This window comes from Thermanaerothrix sp. (assembly GCF_056331585.1).
In genome coordinates this window covers 13,413-32,229 of sequence record NZ_JBWGPQ010000032.1, presented here as the reverse complement: position 1 = coordinate 32,229, position 18,817 = coordinate 13,413, and the positions used below count along the sequence as shown (strand labels likewise).

Annotated in this window: 10 protein-coding genes; 5 read left to right on the top strand and 5 right to left on the bottom strand. The window is 49.3% G+C overall.

Annotated features, from left to right (window positions below; translation table 11 throughout):
* Window positions 1-114 precede the first annotated feature (114 nt).
* Genes AC01YT_RS10735 through AC01YT_RS10715 form a run of 5 tightly spaced genes read left to right on the top strand, consistent with a single transcriptional unit; the run spans window position 115 to window position 7,281 of the window.
* Window positions 115-1,338, top strand: coding sequence for a glycosyltransferase family 4 protein (locus AC01YT_RS10735; RefSeq protein WP_476675304.1), 1,224 nt, complete (start codon window positions 115-117; stop codon window positions 1,336-1,338).
* Window positions 1,332-3,131 carry a glucosyl-3-phosphoglycerate synthase gene (locus tag AC01YT_RS10730; protein WP_476675302.1) on the top strand — a complete coding sequence of 600 codons (1,800 nt, stop codon included), beginning with the start codon at window positions 1,332-1,334 and terminating at the stop codon, window positions 3,129-3,131. Before AC01YT_RS10735 ends, AC01YT_RS10730 begins: the two co-directional genes overlap by 7 nt.
* Window positions 3,118-3,726 carry a histidine phosphatase family protein gene (locus AC01YT_RS10725; RefSeq protein ID WP_476675300.1) on the top strand — a complete coding sequence of 203 codons (609 nt, stop codon included), beginning with the start codon at window positions 3,118-3,120 and terminating at the stop codon, window positions 3,724-3,726. Before AC01YT_RS10730 ends, AC01YT_RS10725 begins: the two co-directional genes overlap by 14 nt.
* Window positions 3,716-5,437, top strand: coding sequence for a sugar phosphorylase (locus tag AC01YT_RS10720; protein ID WP_476675298.1), 1,722 nt, complete (start codon window positions 3,716-3,718; stop codon window positions 5,435-5,437). Before AC01YT_RS10725 ends, AC01YT_RS10720 begins: the two co-directional genes overlap by 11 nt.
* Window positions 5,416-7,281, top strand: coding sequence for an amylo-alpha-1,6-glucosidase (locus tag AC01YT_RS10715; RefSeq protein ID WP_476675296.1), 1,866 nt, complete (start codon window positions 5,416-5,418; stop codon window positions 7,279-7,281). The genes AC01YT_RS10720 and AC01YT_RS10715 overlap by 22 nt, the downstream gene beginning before the upstream one ends.
* Here the strand turns inward: AC01YT_RS10715 and AC01YT_RS10710 are convergent.
* The 5 genes from AC01YT_RS10710 to AC01YT_RS10690 all read right to left on the bottom strand — a co-directional run bounded on the left by AC01YT_RS10710 (window position 7,256) and on the right by AC01YT_RS10690 (window position 18,803).
* Window positions 7,256-9,883, bottom strand: coding sequence for a C25 family cysteine peptidase (locus AC01YT_RS10710; RefSeq protein WP_476675294.1), 2,628 nt, complete (start codon window positions 9,881-9,883; stop codon window positions 7,256-7,258). The two genes, AC01YT_RS10715 and AC01YT_RS10710, sit on opposite strands and share 26 nt — an antisense overlap.
* A 5-nt stretch (window positions 9,884-9,888) precedes the next feature.
* Entirely contained in the window at window positions 9,889-15,225 is a 5,337-nt protein-coding gene (locus AC01YT_RS10705; protein WP_476675292.1) for a tetratricopeptide repeat protein, read from the bottom strand.
* A gap of 67 nt (window positions 15,226-15,292) precedes the next feature.
* Entirely contained in the window at window positions 15,293-15,622 is a 330-nt protein-coding gene (locus AC01YT_RS10700) for a hypothetical protein (RefSeq protein ID WP_315623764.1), read from the bottom strand.
* A 74-nt stretch (window positions 15,623-15,696) separates the two neighbouring features.
* Entirely contained in the window at window positions 15,697-16,866 is a 1,170-nt protein-coding gene (locus AC01YT_RS10695) for a sigma-54-dependent transcriptional regulator (RefSeq protein WP_476675290.1), read from the bottom strand.
* A 5-nt stretch (window positions 16,867-16,871) separates the two neighbouring features.
* Window positions 16,872-18,803 (bottom strand): two-component system sensor histidine kinase NtrB, encoded by a 1,932-nt coding sequence (locus AC01YT_RS10690; protein ID WP_476675288.1) that lies wholly within the window; start codon window positions 18,801-18,803, stop codon window positions 16,872-16,874.
* Between the last annotated feature and the right edge of the window lie 14 nt (window positions 18,804-18,817).

Here is an 18,817-nt window from a genome sequence, read left to right as displayed (position 1 = left end):
ACACTGACGATCTTCGATTATAGCACGAGAACACACACCTAACTTTTAGGTTTGGCAAGACCATTTGACAAACACTTGTTGTTCACGATAAACTCTCATTAAGAGGAAATAATCATGCGTGTCACTTTGCTCCATTACGCCGCCCCACCCGTGATCGGCGGTGTAGAAGCCGTGATGGCTCGCCAAGCCAATTACTTCCTCAAAGCTGGTCATCAAGTTGTGATTCTAGCCGGGCGGGGCGAAGCCTGGGAACCACGTATTCCGGTGCATATTATCCCGTTAATGGACTCGCGCCATCCACAAATCCTTGCCATCAAGCAGATACTCGATCAAGGGATTATCCCGGAAAACTTGGACATGCTGGTAACTGAAATTGAAAAGGCGTTGGAACCCCATCTGCAGGAAACTGATGTCCTTATCGCTCACAATGTTGCTACTCAACATAAAAATTTACCCCTTACGATCGCTCTCCAACGCTTGATTCAACGAGGCATACCCCAACGAGCCATTTTATGGCATCACGATTTAGCCTGGACCGCCGCACGCTATCAAGGCGAATTGCATCCGGGTTGGCCATGGGATCTTTTACGTCAAGCCTGGCCAGGCACCATCCAGATCGTTGTCTCTGAGGCTCGCCGCCTCGAGTGGAGTCAATTAAGCGGATTGCCTCTTGAGGCTATCCATGTCATTCCAGCTGGTATCGAACAGGCCGAGTTCTTAGGGCTTTCCAACGAATCCAAAACCATCTTCGATCGTTTGGGGCTGGCATTTGCCATGCCCATCCTGCTATGTCCGGTGCGAATCACCCGTCGTAAGAACTTGGAGCAGGCCCTTCATATCATGAGCGTGTTGCATGAGCAACTTCCGGCATCCAGACTGATCATTACCGGACCACCGGGTGCTCACAACCCCGAAAATTTGGTCTATTATCAAAGCCTGCTTGCCTTGCGAACCACATTAGGGCTTGAAACAGCGGTTCACTTTTTGGCTGAGGATTACCCCGACGGAGTCAGCAATATTGTTATCACCGATCTCTATCGTTTGGCCGACGCACTTTTACTCACCAGTCGCGAAGAAGGGTTTGGCATTCCCTTACTAGAAGCGGGCATGAGCCGATTGCCTATTTTCTGTACCGAAATCCCCCCGCTCCGTGCCATTGCCCAAGACGATGCTTTCTATTTCCAGCCCGAAACCTCGCCCGAGGTCATCGCCCATGCCATACAAGAGCGCCTAGAGCGTGATCCACTCTACCGCGTGCGATGTCGCGTGCGCCTAAATTTTTCATGGGAAGTCGTTTACCAACGCCAAATTGCCCCACTTTTGGAGGGCTTATGTTAACCCCAAAACGTTTCATTCCCTTTCGGCGTATTGCCATCCCCGTAATAGGGCAAACCCTGCCTCAAAATGCTCTGAACCTGGCCCGTGAACTGGGAGGAGACATTGTCTTATATCCACTTACATCCTCTCCCCATGGCGAAAAAGTGCATTCGCCTCGTCAAAAGCGAAAAGAGATAAGCAAATGGCAGGAATCAATCGGTTTAAATGTCCGTATTCAGGTCCTACCCGAATCAGAAGGATGGCCATCCCTACGCCAATCCTTAGAATCTGATCTTCCTGACTTATTGCTCCTTGAAATCCCCTATCATTTCCAGGGAACGTTTACCCTTCACGAGGTTCTATCCTCTACACCTTGTAATTTAGCTCTGATACGCGGCCCATGGCCTGAGTATTATGGTAATGTGTTACTTCCTCTGCGCGGCGGGCCTCATGCCGAATTGAGTCTCCGCTTGGCGTTGGGGCTCCATGATTTTCGCCTCATTGCTTTACACCTGGTCGGGCCAGATCGCAGTCAAATTGAAGGGCCATTCCGCGGATTAGCCCGTATCTTGCCTAGTTTTCGCGATCTAACCTACAAAACGGCAGCGTCCGATCAGCCTGCCCAGACCATCCTAGAAGAATCGCGACAAGCCGACCTTCTGATAATTGGTGCTGCCGCCCGGCCGACTCCCGAAACCAGTGGATTGGGATCAACCGCCGAGAATCTCCTCAATCAGGCGGCTTGTTCGGTCGTGGTAGTTAAAAGCGCGCAACCGGTGCCAGAACTGTGGAGTGGACCAGAAAGTGAGCGCATTGGCTACAAAGCCATCTCGGTGCTCGTAGATAAATGGTTTGCCGAGAATACCTTTCATGCGGATGAATTTGCCGACCTGCACGAACTGGTCATTCTCAAAGAAAAACAAAACGTAACCATCAGTCTCGCGCTTCCAGCTCTCAACGAGGAAGAAACGGTTGGGCAAGTCATTTCCTGTGTCAAATCCGCGCTCATGGAACAAGTGCCGCTGTTGGATGAAATCGTGCTCATGGATTCCAACTCCACCGATAGAACGCGGGAAATCGCTGCCAAACTAGGCATTCCAGTATTCATTCATCAAGAAGTGTTGCCCCAATACGGTGCCCGCCGCGGTAAAGGTGAGGCATTATGGAAAAGCCTCTATGTTACCAAGGGCGACATTATCGTTTGGATTGATACAGATATCGTCAATATTCATCCGCGGTTTGTTTATGGCATCTTAGGACCACTGCTCCACTTCCCCCAAATCCAATTTGTCAAAGGGTTCTACCGTCGCCCTATTCGAGAGGGCGAAAAAATCCAAGCCACAGGAGGAGGCCGGGTCACTGAACTAACTGCCCGTCCTTTGATCAACATGTTCTACCCTGAACTCTCCGGTGTAATCCAACCACTTTCTGGTGAATACGGGGGCCGACGTCGGGCATTGGAACGCTTACCCTTCTTTTCTGGGTACGGTGTTGAAACCGGACTTCTGATTGATGTCTTCGAGCATTATGGGCTGTCCAGCATCGCCCAAGTAGATCTTCAGGAACGCATTCACCATAACCAACCCCTCGAAGCCTTGAGTCGCATGTCCTTCCTGATCCTGCAAGCCTTTATCCGAAAATTGGAGCAGCGTTATCACCTCCCCATTCTGGAAGAGGTGAATAAGTCTATGAAATTCATCCGTTACGAAGAGGGTCGTTATTCCCTTTTAGTCCAAGAAGTGGTTGAGCAGGAACGCCCACCCATGATTGAAATCCCCGAATACTTGGAGAAACACCCACATGCCAGATCCTGAATATTCCTGCCATCCTTCCCAATGTGAAATTTGGGCTATCCGTCATGGCCAAACGGACTGGAATCTAGAAGGACGCTATCAGGGCCAAACCGATATCCCTTTAAATGCAACAGGGGTGAAACAAGCCCAGCATCTAGCCGCTAATTTGGACGGGAAATCCTTCGCTGCCATTTTTACCAGTGATCTCACCCGCGCCTACCAGACGGCCCAAATCATTGCTGAACGCGTTCGATGCCCGATAATAGTAGATACACGTCTGCGGGAGATCCATCAGGGAGAGTGGGAAGGAATGCACTTTTCTGAAGCCGTTGCTCGGTTTCCTCGTCACTTTGCTCAGCGTGATGAGGAACCCCTGAATGCCCGCCCTCCCGGGGGTGAGAGTGTTTGGGAAGTTGCCCAGCGCATGATGGCCGTTGCTAATGAAATTGCTCAACGCTTTCCCGGTCAACGTGTGCTACTGGTCTCGCATGGTCTTGCCATTGCCACATTAATTGTTCAGGCGTTTCATTATCCCTTCGAGCGTGTTTTCTCATTGATTCCTGAGAACGCCTCGATTAGTATCCTCTGCTGGCCACCTCATAACAATGGTCATTAATCCCACCCCTATACTCGAGCATCTTGAATTCTTGTACGGAAGCGAAGTAGCCTCGAAAACGCTTCCCGAACTGACCGCTCGGTTACGGCGCTTTCGCCCCCCGAACATCTCAACCCGCCCTTTGGATCACCGAGATGCCATCCTTATTACGTACGGAGATCAATTCCGCTCCACCACCGCAAATCCCCTAAAGACCCTGCAGACTTTCTGCCGTCGCTTTCTCAACAAGACCATAACAGGACTGCATCTGTTACCTTTCTTCCCTTACTCCTCCGATGATGGCTTCTCGGTCATTGATTTCTACCAGGTTAATCCCAACCTTGGAACTTGGGAAGATATCCAAAACCTGGCTGCAGATTATCTCTTGATGGTGGATTTGGTGCTCAATCACACCTCGGTGCAGAACCCGTGGTTTCAGGGTTTTCTACACGGCGATCCCGCATTCCAAGATTTCTATATCACTGTACCACCAGAGACTGACCTCTCGGCGGTCGTACGGCCACGTGCCCTACCCTTGTTAACTCCTTTCGAAATGCCTCAAGGAACACTTTGGATCTGGACAACCTTCAGTGCCGATCAAGTGGATCTCAACTATAAAAATCCCCGCGTATTTCTCCAAATCATAGATGTGTTGTTGACTTATGTAGAACAGGGGGCACGTATCATACGTTTGGACGCCGTCGCTTACGTCTGGAAGGAAATTGGTACGTCTTGCATCCATCTCCCCCAAACCCACCGGTTAGTACAACTATTTCGCACAATCGTAGATCAAGTTGCTCCTTGGGCATTATTAATCACCGAAACCAATGTCCCCCACGCCGAAAACGTGTCGTATTTCGGGGATGGTTATAACGAAGCCCACCTGGTTTACAATTTTGCATTGCCTCCCCTCATACTGCATACAATATACTCAGGGAACGCGACTGTTCTCAGTCAATGGGCAGCCTCAGCTTTTCAACTCCCCTCGTCCCATGTCACTTACTTCAATTTTCTTGCTTCGCATGATGGCATTGGCATTAACCCTGCACGTGGCATTCTAAGCCCGCAAGAGATAGAGCAGATTATCGCAACGGTAAGAAATCGAAGTGGCTTAGTTTCTTATAAAAGCAATCCGGACGGAAGTTTGAGCCCATATGAACTTAATATTACCCTCTATGACGCCCTTGCTGATCCCACCTCAGAAGAAATTTCCTTACAGCGTTTTATGCTTGCCCATGCCATCCTGATAGCACTGCGTGGTGTGCCGGGAATTTACATTCACAGCCTACTTGGTTCATCAAACTGGCTCGAAGGTGTGCATGCGTTAGGCTACAACCGCGCCATCAATCGTCAAAAATTTATACTTTCTGAAATCGAGGCAGACCTGCACCGTCCTGATTCACGGCGAGCCCGGGTGCTGAACGGCATATTAACCCTTATACGAGCCCGGCAAAAAAGCCCTGCCTTCGATCCATATAGCAATCAAACTATTCTCGATCTCTCTTCTGCTGTTTTCTGTGTGCTGCGGCAAACCCCAGATTCGCATTACGCTGTCCTCTGCCTACATAATGTAACTCCTCAAACTCAGCATATACACATTCCTCTTTCTCACCTTTCCTCAACCGTCTCAAAAGGGGTAGAATTACTCACTCAGCGCGAGATAGACATCACCGACTCTTTAGAGATGGTTTTACCACCATACGGAGTCGCATGGCTGGAAATAACCCACTGATGTTGGAAATTGGTATGGAAAGATTTCAGGTTGCTCCTCCTGATTCGTTTTGCGCACTTTTAAAGGATCGTATTGACCTTATAAACATTCCCTTTACCGAACGCGGATCTCGTTTAATGGTGCTTCGTAATGACTACTCGTTGGCTATTCGCCTTGCCGAACGGTGGCTAAAGATTGATCCACGTCTTTCGGGTTATCGTTTTCGCCCCCCACTGATTGAAAATTTTGTCATCTGTGATGAAAATGAACAACCACTCCCATTTACCGAGGTCATCACCTATCCCCACCTCATTGAGATCCACACCCCCAAGGGAGAATTCGTCCTGACATTTGTAGATCCAGAGTCTTTGCTATTAACATTACCTCCCGAAAAATTTGGGCTTCGCTTTACCGTTCATGTTAATCATGGTCAAACCGATCGCCGCGGAGGGGTTCTTCATATGTTGGGGGACATCCGGCGTAACATTGCCTACACCACCGACCGTCCCCTCGCTAAGAACCAAATCACGCTCCAACACCCCTATGAAATTAATGTCACATTGCTCTTTGCAGCCGGTCCTTCCAGCGCAATGTTGTTCAATATTACCCCCCGTTTGGGTTTCAACCGCTATGTTCCTGACCCCCAACGCACCTTGAATGAAGCCCTCCAACGCTGGGAAGAATGGTTCAGCGCTGTGCCACCTGTAGAAGGCATTTACAAAGCACAGTATTACTACGCCTGGTGGATTATGCGAGCGGGATTAATTTCCACCCGCTTTTACACCACCCGCGAGGCTATGGTGCCCTCAAAACCCTTTTACGTGGGCATCTGGCAATGGGATGCTTTTTTCCATGCTCTTGCTTATCGGCATATAAATCCCCGGCTAGCCCAAGACCAATTTCGCGTTCTGATTGACCATCAGCGCGAGGATGGGATGTTACCGGACGCGGTGCACGATGAGGGCACAATAACCCACCTGGATTTCCCGGTGGATGCAGATGTCACAAAACCCCCTATCCTGGGATGGGCAGCCTGGAAACTCTATGAGAGCATCCGTGATCAACAATTCCTAAAAGAAATTTATGACGCCATTGTGCACTGGAACACATGGTGGTTCAGTCAAAATGATGCAGACGGCGATGGGCTATGCGAATACCATCATCCCTATTCCTCAGGCTTGGATGATAGCCCGTTGTGGGACGAGGGCATGCCGGTCACCTCTCCCGATTTGAACACGTACCTTTACCTCCAACTCGAAGCCCTGGCCAAAATTGCCAACGTCCTTAACTTGGACCAGGACGCTCGTCATTGGCAAACTCAAGCTCATTCCCTACTTCTCCGCATGATCGAAAAGCTCTGGGATGCTCAGGCCGGTCTCTTCTGGCCTTACCGCGAGGGGAAACCAGTACGGATCTTAACCCCCTTTAGCCTTTTTCCGCTTTTAACCGGCAACTTACCTCCCCCGATTAAGACAGCGTTAGTGAGGCACTTGACGGATTCTACAGAATTTTGGCCAGCCTTCCCGGTACCTACCGTTGCATTGAGCGATCCTCACTACGACCCCAATCAAATGTGGCGCGGACCGACCTGGATCAATGTTAACTACTTGTTCATCGAGGGACTCGAACGTAGTGGATACCCCAAACTTGCTCGTGACCTCCGCCAACGCACTTTAGATCTGGTCAATCGCAACCGCGATATTGTCGAGTACTACCATCCCGAGACTGGCAATGCCTGTGATAAAGCCGCTCATGTTTTTGGTTGGTCGGCGGCATTGTTTATAGACCTGGTTCTGCAGGAGCAAAGTAATATCCCTCAGAACTCAGACACCACCACACTCAGCGAGATACCGAGACCTTTATAATCTTGCCTTGCTTAACAGAAACCCGCGCGAAGTGGTGATGTATCCTTCCACCTGCCGCGAGGCTATTTTGAAACACCAGAACCATAGTCCCCGAAGCATCGTTTAGCGCAGATTTTTGGCCTGAACGTCCAGAACGGTCCTTTCTTTCACTCTCTGGAGGTTGCGAAAAATTGACTCGCCATTCCGCCTGACCAAGCCCGGGTAAGTAAGGCTCGAGAATCTTTTTCGCCTCTGCCACCAGGTTAGCATCTACGGTTTCAGAGAGGGCTTTACCATCCGGCTGATCGGACAGCACCGCAACCTTGGGACGCTGGGGATAATGGATTAACCGCTTGGGTGTCTTAAGCAAATCTGACCCGTACGTCAAGGGATCACCATAAAGGGTAAAGGAGATCAGAGTCTTTTGATCTTCGCCATCCAAAAATCCCTGCCGGCGAACCATTTCTCGCGCCAATGCAATTTTTGCCATGGTCAACGCTTCGCCAGCAGAATAACCCACCCGCAACCCGTTCCAAAAATAGTAACCAAGCAAATCTGCGCCGACCAGCGGGCTCTGCACCGCCCCATAAGAGATGCTCGTTGACCCGACCAGGGCGAGTGTGCCAATTTCCAAAAAGCGCAGCGCCATCGAATCTTGTTCATTTTTTCCTAATACGTATCCCCCGTAACAAGCCTCAGTAAAGACAATCCGAGGTGCTTTGCCGTTTTTAACTAAGTCAGCCGGTGTCAGAGCGATCGGATAATCCGGTCCGGAAGTAAGATCATGGGGATCTTTCTGACCATACCATTCTGGACTGTCTATTAATCCATGTAAATTATAGTAACCCAGAGCAGCGCGGGTGATTATTTTTTGATCTACACGCTCACGTTGATAAGGGGGAGAAACCCAAAAGATTTTCCGGCGCCCTATTGGTCGAAATGTCGCTAACGCAGCCCGTCGCCATATGGCTGCAGAATAACCCAAGCCATGTTTTTTGGAGACCTTCCAAAAAGACAACCAACGTTCCCACCAATTAGAATTACGTCGGCGCTCGCGATGATATCGCTGCATGCTTCGTAATGCTTGCAAAATTAACCCCGGATCAGGACCACATCCACCGGGCAATCGCCCTACCGCCCACTCGGGGATAAAATAGTTGCTATCCTGTGTGGCATAGGGATTATCCGAAAGCACCTCCACATCCACATCGTCGGTAGGATTAGGCAACCGGTGAAACGGCACAATTTCATCGCCTCCGACAATAAGCACCGCCCCAATACGTCCTCCGCGTTTGGCTAAGGCTTCATCTAAATCAGCAAGGGCTAACTTGAACGACCAGGCATCTCCTTGAGTCATAGGTTTAATACCGAATGGTTTTACCGATTCGGGATCATCGGGAAGAAAAACCATCGCCCCCCATCCAAATTCACGGGTGACCGCTTCGGTCAAGCTGTGCATTTGAGAAATAATGGCTTCGGTGGCTTGTTCACCATAATAACGTTTTAACCCTGAACGTGATGAAAAGACCACGTAAATAGGAAATCGACCATCGGCTTTCGCATAATCGGGACGATGGATTCGTTTTGCTAATATCTCAAGTTCATTCTCTATCTCTTGCAACCATGGATTTTTCGCAACCGACGATGTACGGGCCTTAGCATCTGCAGGGCCTCTTGTATGGTTTACGTCATCAAACGCTCCGTTGGACCCTCTTGATGATAAAGATAGGGAAACCTCAGAAAAAGGAGCAGTGTCTCCCTGGGTTATGATGGTATCTTCACCTTGATCATCCTGTTCCTTTGGAGCATTCAATTGATTCCACCCCAACCTTGCCGAGACTTCGGCCGGTACAGGCAGATCAAACCTTAAGGCCAATCGCTCAGGCCAGATTTGACGGAAAGGATGCTCATCCCCTAACCATCTTTGAACCACCTGACCTGCCACATCCATAGTCACACATCGATGCAGCAGATTTGCCCCTTCCGCTTCATCGCCTAATGCCAATTTTCCCAACCCCAAAGCCAGCATGAATCCCAGACATTCCGGCCAGCGCTGACGATAAAGATGTCCAAAGCGCACCAGGCTCACCCAGTCTTGCAAATAATACAAAATACGAACATGAGTCAAACAAACCAACACCTGGTCCTGGGCTTGGATCAAAGCCCGATAGATGTTATTTTCTGCCTCGCTATACTGTCGCACGTTCATGGCAGAACGGGCCTGTCGCAACCGCTCCGCCCACTCCAGGATCGCTTCTAAAGGTTCTGTATTAAGGTTCAGGACAAAAAGAGCAGTTCGCACGGATTGAGAATCGAAAGAGGTCACCTCTTTGTCTACAACCAATTCGGCAAGAGCTTGGTATCCCTCATTGAACTCCGGATCCACCTGCAATACCCTTTCCAGAATCACCCGTCCTTGCCCACTCAACCCATCTAAGATAAAACTCTTTGCCAGCCAATAATTCATGAGTAGGTCACCCGGATAAATGTTCAGCCACGCCATTGCCGCCTGACGCGCAAAGCGAAACGACCGTTCCTCAACCGCTATCTTAATCACGTTCAGCCAATGCTCACGTTCCCAAATACGTGAGGATGAAGATAATTCTGGTTCAAGATGGGTCATGTTTGTTATGCCTCCTGGACGTGATGAACCAAATTCAACGCCACCAGAGCCCCCAATTGACGCTTAATGATGGCATTATCAGGTGCTAATTGGGCTGCTCGGCGAAGCATAGCTTCTGCCGCGGCGTAATCCTTATAATCTCGCAGCGCCAGACCATATTCGTGATAAACACGGTAATCCTGAGGGGCAAGCCGTAGAGCTTGTTGAAAAACCTCAAATGCCTTATAGGCTTCGCGACGTTGCAAATAAACTCTGGCCATGTTCAGATAAGAATCCAGATGAGCAGGGTTAATCCGTATCGCTTCACCCAAATGGTAAAGTGCCTTGTCAAGTTGGCCTTTCTGAGCACAAATTTTGCCCATCAAATCGTGCAAATTTCCCTGTTCTGGGTTATTTTGTAAACCCCTGAGCGCGTATTGTTCTGCCTGATCCGCTTCACCCATCATCCAATAAGCGTGAGCCGCCATTTCTAACATCGTCGGATGGTTCGGCTCTTGATCTAAAACGCGTTGAACGATTGGTAAGGCTTGAGGTAACCCATCTATTTCACTAATCAGGCGGGCTTTTTCGGCCAATAAGATCGAATTTTCCCCCCTTTCACGAATCGTCTGGTCTAAATAAGCCAGGGCCTCATGCTTGTTCAACCTCCGCTCCAGATACGCCATCCGCAATAACACCGCCTCGGGGTCATTCCCTTCTTGCTCAATCAAAATTCGGCTCATTGCCTCGGCAAGTTCCCAGTTTTCCGACGCTAAAGCTGCCTTTATCCCGAGTTTTAATAATGGGCTATGAGCGGGAAACTTTTCCAAGTATTGCTGCACTAATTCATTGACTCGCTCTGCTTCCCCCATGATGAGCATTACCTGTAAATAGAGAATAATGACATTGAGGTCTTCAGGAGATACCTGAAGCGCCTTTTCTAAATGTCCTAACGCCAAGGATTCTTGATGAACTTTGACATACAATTTAGCCAGAGTTACACGCGCTTCGACATCACCAGGTCGTTCTTTCACCAACCGTTCCAAATATACGATAGCCCGTCGCTGGTCTTCAATTTCAAGCGCCAATTGTGCCGCTTCCTTCAACCAACACCATTCTTCCGGCCAAAGGTTCAAGGCATGATCAAAGGCTTCTAGCGCAACTTCGGGGCTACTGGCAACGCGGGCGCTTCGTGCCAACGCCGCCATCAAGGGTGGAAAATCGGTTAATACTTCCAGCGCCTTCAGGGCCCATGACACCCCTTTCTCGGGCGCCCACGTTCCCAGGAAAGTAGCCGCGTAAAATCCTACCCATGGGTCATCCTCGAACCGCTCAACCACTTTTGCTGCCCCGGGTAAGTTCTTTAATTCCGCTAGCGCGGTCAGCAAGACTATCGCACGCTCGGTATTAAGGGGAAGCCCTATCAATGCGCGAATATTGGCGTATGAAGGAGCAAAAGCGCACTGACCCAATATATGCCATTCCTTTACTGCTTCTATTTGGGTAAGGGAGCTCAATATGTTCAGCGTCTGTTCAAACAACAGGGGGAAATTTAGGGTTTCATCAGGTCGGTGTCGCGAGATTTCAAGTGCATCGGCCCACCGAATCGCCATCTTCGCCGCCAAGTACCCTTTGGCTAATCGCCAATGTACCAGAGGAATCCGGGAATATTGCTCAGCATTAGCCTTTAATGCGTCTATCCCTTCATCCCAATCCAACACGGACAATGCTGCCTCACCCAGCCACCCCCTCTCTAACCCCATCTCAGCCACATCCAATTGTCCGATCCGGGCAGTTTGAAACACCGGCTTCAATTGATAATAACTGTTTTGGGCCTCGCGCCATCGTCCCAAAGCGGCAAGGTGGCGTATATGAAGCGCCAACACCCGAGGATGATTAGGATTATATGTCAGGCTTTTCTCAAGCCAGTATTGAGCCCCATCCCAATCACCCTCATCAAGTCGAATCTCGCCGCAAAGAACGGCCAAAAGGACTGACCACCCTTTATCTCCTTCGGAATCTAATGTCAAGTCGTTGAATGCAGCCTCAGCCAGAGCTTCGGCCTCCCCAAAGCGCAGGGTCGCTTGACCCAGCAGTGCTGCCCAGGCCCGATAGGCAACTTTTTGTGGCTCAAGATTCACCGCTTGTACGGAATGGATATAAGCCCCCTCTACGTCTCCTGAGTCAAAGGCGAGTCGCGCATAACGGAAGTGTGAAGACGCCCAAGAATATTCAATCCCACAACGAAGGAGCATTTCCTTTGTCCAGTCATCTTGGATCAAAGTGTCAAGATTTTCAACGTGTGGCTCATGCCGAAAAACATCCTCTAAGACCCTCAGGGCATCCGCCGTTTGAGACTCTTGCACTAACCAATGGGCATGAACCAATTTAATCGGTATCCACTCAGAGTTTTGAGCCAGACATTGCGAGAGAACCGAACGTGCCGTTTCTCGCTCCCCGGCCAAATGATACAGTAACGCAACTTGCAACTTCCGCTCCATATCCAGTGCTGGATCGCCATCACCGTGTCGGCTCAAGGTGCGAGCAGCCAGTAAATAATCCCCACAAGCATACAGACGTCGGCTAAGAGGTGGAACAACTTCAGGCTCTAGATTGGGCTGCGAAGCAAGGTTAACCAAAATCTGGATGGCTTGTTCTGCTTGACCAAATTGCTCCAAAGCATCGGCTAAACGCAACCAGTGAAGCGAGGATTGAGGTGCAAGTGTTGTGGCCTGCTCAAGACCTCTTACCAATCCCTCAGCCCATTGGTCCCGTTCTGCGTAGGAAATTACCCACTCAATCGTTTCCCAGTGATCTGAGAAGCGGTTGAGAAGGTCGCGGGCACTCTCCCGGGCGGCAGCGGTAAGCCCCAATTGAGAGAGAGCCTCAATTCGCAACGCATGCAATCGAGGCCATTCCGGGCAAAGGTTAATGACGTCTTCTAGTGCTGCTAACGCCACCTCGAGTTGCCCTTGCATAAGCGCGCATAGCGCAAGGCCACCTAGAAGAACGGCTCGTTTATTGGGATCAAATGAGATTGGGGCATTTTCCAAACTTTTAAATATCTCATAAGCCATTTCTGGCATCTTCAAAGCTAGATAAACACACCCAAGCAGCAATTGGGCTTCGTGATGTTCGGGCTGCTGAGCCAGAAAATACTGAAGCCAGTGACGAGCTTGTTCTAATTCTTCGGACGTAGCCCGGTGCTCAAGACTTAAAAGATCTACTTCTTCACGCCAAAACGTTTTTAGATAAAACCAAATCCAATCCGGCTTTACGTCGCGACGATGTAAAAGTGGAGCCATCAACGCCCTAACTTGCCGAGGATCTGAACCTAAGTAATATTGGAGATAAGCATTGATAAAGAGAAATTGGGGATCATTTGGCCACCGAGACAAAGCACGAGTCAAAATGCTCTGCCCTTCCTCAAAATACCCTAACTTCATTAGTGTCTCGATCAATGCTGTATTAATTTCATAAATATTGGGTGCCGAGGCATAGGCACGACGCAGGTAGATCAACGCTTCAGAAATCCCGCCTTGTTCTAAAAGAGCCTTTCCCAGCGCGAAATGGATCTCTGATGAGGAGGGTAAAAGAATCGCAGCGCTCCTCAAGGTTTCAATAGCTTTGGATGATTCACCTTTGGATTGATAAAATTCCGCCAATTTCACCCACGGGTAAGGTTCGTGAGGACTGAGAAGAGTCGCTTGTGTAAGGACACGTGCGGCTTCTTCTTGCTCTCCATTAAGCATTAGGACAACCCCAAGGTGGGCATAAGCCATGCCGTTTTCAGGGAATATTTCTAGAACTTGTTGACAAATGGTTAGAGCCTCCTGGTAAGATCCCGCCATGATGGCGCAATTGATCCATGCCATTTGATCTTCGCAGTCAGGTGCTGAGTCAGAATTCGCCACAATATACCGCCACTCTTCTAATGCTTGCGACCAAGCCGAAAGGTGTTCATAAGCCTTAGCCAGTTTTCGCCGCAGAGGTAACGATGTGGGAAAGAGAAGAACTCCTTGAAGACCATAAACCACCGCCTGATGATAATACCCTGCTTGGTCGCACAGATCACACATTAGAAGCAAGACCTCTTCCGAGGGTGCTATAATTTCCAAAAATCGCTGTCCCACCATAATTCCGATCTCAGCCAAGCCCAGTGTTTGCAATGCACGAAGAAGAGGACTTGGATCTATCTTCCCTAGCCAGATCATGATTTTTTGAAGGTGGGTTGCGTCTTGATCCTCCAGCCATGTGTGCAACCGCTCCTCCACAATCGCACGCTGTTCTGGAGTCAACCTCTTATTTTCATTTGCCAACTGAAAAATTTCATACCAAATAGGTGGATTTTCCCCACCCTTGCTCACCCAAGATGATTGAGACTGAGCAAGGAATGCCAGTGCATCTTCCCACCCCCACGTTGAAAAACAGTCCTGTAATTTCTCTGAGCACATTAATTTATCTATTTGTGAACGAGCCTCCCCCACAGGTGTTACTGCGATTTGTTGTAGGGCAACACCTGCCTTCCAGTATTCAAGGAGGGACTGCAATTTTTGATACTGCTCAAGACTACGCGCTGGCATCCCAACCAGATTACACAACAATGCCATAGCATGCAACCAGAAGGCACGTTCTTTCAGGTCAATCCATCCTGATGAAGTAGGATCATCATCTTCGCAAATAGATTCCAGCGTCCCTTTTGAGTTCACAATAACGTGACCAGCAGCAGTTCTGGCTAATTCTTCGCGTCCTCTTTGTAGGATAAACCACGGCCATTGCACCTGTTGGGACAAAGGCTGGCCACTAATTAAAGACTGTAAATAATCCCATTGCTCCTCATCAGAAAGTGGCTGACTCAGAATGGTATGTAAGTTGAGGTGATAACACAAAGGCTCAGGGAGGTGGGCTAAAAATTCAAGCAATGAGCGGGAGGACTCCAAATACGCCCACAGACAAACCAGAGGCGTGTTCCATCGCTCGGGGTCTAGTTCAAATCGTGCATTTGAAAAAACTTGTTCCCAGGGGGACTCCTGGTGGCGACGCCATAATTCCAGGGCAATCAAAGCCGCTTCTCGCAAGGTTTGCGGCCTATAACCTCGTTCGAGCCGCCCCCAAAGCGCCACGCCCTCACGTTTTAGCGATTCTTCCTGTGATAACTGCTTAAGGGTTGAATCGTCTGCAACATGATAGATGGGCCGAAGCATTGCAAGCGCCAATCTTCCCGGCATCCAATCCATACGGGTATTTCGTTGATCTCCAGCAATACCCCCAATTAAACTAGCCTCTTGCAGGCTTTTCCATACTACCGGATCCTGTCTTAAGGCACGCAGCACTAGCCTTTGTTCGGACTCCTTTAGAGACACACGTATTGACTCCAAGAGCGACTTCATGGGGACCCTGCCTGTATGAAAAAATGGAAGACCCAAAAGGCTACACAATGCGCGTGACCAATAGATAAGACGCCAGCATTAACAACATTCCCACTAGCATCAGAAAAACGCCAATCCCTGCCGTGGTGTGTACCAACTGATTTAGCGATTCGATCAGTGTGGCCGCATTCCCTACCAAGCCAGCAATTTCCTCACTGACCCCCTTTTGGATCATTTTGGCTGTTTGGGTTGCCAGGCGCTGAATATCATTTCCCAGTACACGCGAGGCCAATGTAATCAATCCAACCAAAAAACACACAACCCCCAATACAAGCAGGAGGCCTGCCAATGTAAAGAAGAAATCGTTTTTAGTCATTTCAAAAAGCATCATTCCCATCCTCCTGTCTAACCAGACCTGATAATGGGAATGATGCAAGAAACGTGCCAGGCAGTCGAAACGACTTACTAAGGCTGAATCACATCCGCAGGCAAATCACCTAAGTCTATGACCTGTCCATTACAAAACAGCATGGCTCGCTCAATAGCATGATTTAGTTCACGGATATTACCAGGCCAGTCGTAGCGAATCAATGCATCCATCGCAGATGAGGTGACATCCTGCACATTCATACCAAGTTTAGCGTTATGATGTCGGATAAAGTAGCCCACCAACTCAGGAATATCCTCTTTCCGCTCCCTCAAAGGTGGGAGATGTAAATCCACCACTTTTAGGCGATAGTACAGATCTTGGCGAAATTGTTGCAACCGTATCATTTCTTGAAGGTTGCGATTCGAAGCGGCAATGATTTGCACATCCACTTTAATCATTGTTGTCCCCCCCACCCGCCGTATAGCTTGTTCCTCTATGGCCCGTAAAAGTTTTGCCTGCATGTCCAACGACATCGAAGAAATCTCATCCATGAACAACACCCCGCCATCAGCCACTTCGATAAGACCATGTTTGCGCTTCTCTGCCCCGGTAAAGGCTCCGGCTTCATGACCAAAGAGCTCCGATTCAATCATTGTGGGTTGAATAGCAGCACAATTAATAGCAATATACGGCTTTGAGGCGCGAGGGCCATTCTGATGAATAAAACGTGCCAGAACATCTTTGCCTGTTCCGGTCTCACCTGTAATGAGCACCGAAACCTGTGCCTGGGCTGCTTTGCGTGCCTGCAGAATGACCCTCTGCATAGCGGGACTTTTTCCGATAATAAAATTGACTCCCCGTGTTTGTGTTTCCCGCCAATGCGCAAGTTCGCGCCGCATATAAACGACCTCGCTGGCGCGCTTGACCGAGTTAGCCAGTTGCGAGAGTTGAAACGGTTTGGTTACGAAATCGCTAGCTCCATTCCGCATTGCCTCCACCGCCATTTCGATATCTCCATAAGCCGTGATTACAATCATCGGTGGACGGAAAGGCAGCCGGCTGCTTTCAAGAAGCAAGTCTGGGCCGTATCCATCGGGCAATTGAACATCCACAATAAAAATATCCCCCTCCCCCCGTTCTAAGCATGCGCGGGCTTCTGCTAATGTGCTAAAGCCAAGAGTTTCATATCCTAATGAGTTCAAATGCTCTAAGATGTTTAGTCGTGCGTTATCCTCATCTTCGACGACGACAACCGTGATTGCCATAACGCCTAACCCTCTTCTTCTGGAATTGCCGGCAAGTAGACATGAAAAACTGTACCGCCGGGGAATGAACTGACCTTAATAGTACCATGGTGAGCGGTAATGATCCGCTTGGTAATAGGCAAACCCAATCCTGTACCGTGAGGTTTGGTCGTCACAAAGGGCTGAAAGATGCGATCGCGAATTTCCTCCGGTATCCCAGGTCCATTATCGGTCACTGTAATCTCTACCTGAGGGCGTAGCGTTTCCGAGTAATTACGCTTTACCCGTATCGACAACACACCACCCTCTTGGCTCATCGCATCCATCGCATTGCTTATTAGGTTCATGAACACTTGCTCCAACGCTCGCCAGTCACCCAAGACCTTTGGAACGTTGTCGTCTACCTGCACAATGGGCATAATCTTCAGCCGCGCCATCCGCGGACGCCATCGTTCTACCAAGCGGCTCACGACTTCCCCGATATTCACAGGCTCCTGTTTGGGTTCATAGGGCTTGGAAAGGCTCTTCAAGGCTTCCATTTGGTGAGCCAGGCGATTGCAATCGGCTTCCATACGGGCGATTAAGTCTCGATGTGGGCTATCCTCACCTAATCGGGTGGCGAGCAATTGCAATCCGGTAGATATTCCGTTAAGTGGATTGAGTACTTCATGTGCGAATACCCCCATAAATTCGCCTAAGAACGCTCGCTGTTCTAATTGGCGAGTTTGGGCACGGATTTGCTCGTTCTCGCTGATGTCGTTAATTAAAACCACTACTGCCTGGACCTTGCCATCCCGCTCCACTGGTAGGATCTTGAGATCGGCAGGAAATGATTGGCCATTTCGCCGATGCAAAGTGATTCCAAGAAGCGATGGGAAACTCTTACCATGGCTAGCGCTGATCAGGGCCGGCATCAAGCGATCTGGGCTAATTAAAATATTCTCTACTGCATGCCCAATAACCTCGTTTCGGGTATATCCGAACATCATTTCTGCGGTCGTGTTGAGATCTTCAACCAACAATGCAGTATCGAGAACAAGAACGCCCTCGTGACTGTTTTCAACAATCGTGGACCGGATTTGTTCTTGGTGTTGATAAACTGCTTTTTCTACATGCAAGGACTCACTGAGCAGAAAGTGTTGAATAAGCACATCAATATAACCTGCAACCATTGTTGCTACTTCCAGTAAAAATGGAGGTGGCGATTTCTCCCAATCTGCCACCACAAGCAGCCCCACCATCGCTTGCTCAAGGCCAATCGGAGCACTGACCACATAACTCAAATTCCGCATACGAGCAATGCGATGGGTCTCAGTTATGATTCGCTTACCCGGCATCCAAACCGTGCTTGTTGCCAAACGGATCAAATCGGTTGTAGGCAAAGTTTCCGGGAACAACGATTCGTTACCCATATACGTCATACGTTGAAGAGCCGGGAAGCGACTGTCCGCCCGATAGACCCCTACGTATCCCACTTCAAAAAGGCGAGCCAGCAAATTCGCCGCCTCCCAAACGACCTGATCAAGGTTGGGTAAACGAAAGAGGCGCGGCAATTCCCCAAATGCCTCTAATACCTGAAGCCACCATCGCTGCATTGAGACTGATGGATCTTCGCTGGGTGAAATACGCACAACGGCCCAAGGTTCTGGAAGACCGAGGGGCACCCACCGACCTACTACACTAAGGACATTACCGTTCTTCGATTGAAGGGTGAGGTTGACGTCAGTGGCATCGGCATAATCCGTGATATTTTCTCCCCCCAAGATGTCTTCGGGAGATTGCTTTAGAAGTTCGCTAAGATAATAACCACTCAATTCACAAAACCGCGGCGTTGCATATAAGATTCGATTCTGCCGGGTATCAAAGAGTATGATGGGCTCATGAGATAGATCCAAAAGCAGGATGAGGCTACGGAAAAGGTTACTCTTAGTATTTCGTCCAACAGGATAAAACGTCATCAGTGCTTCCACCG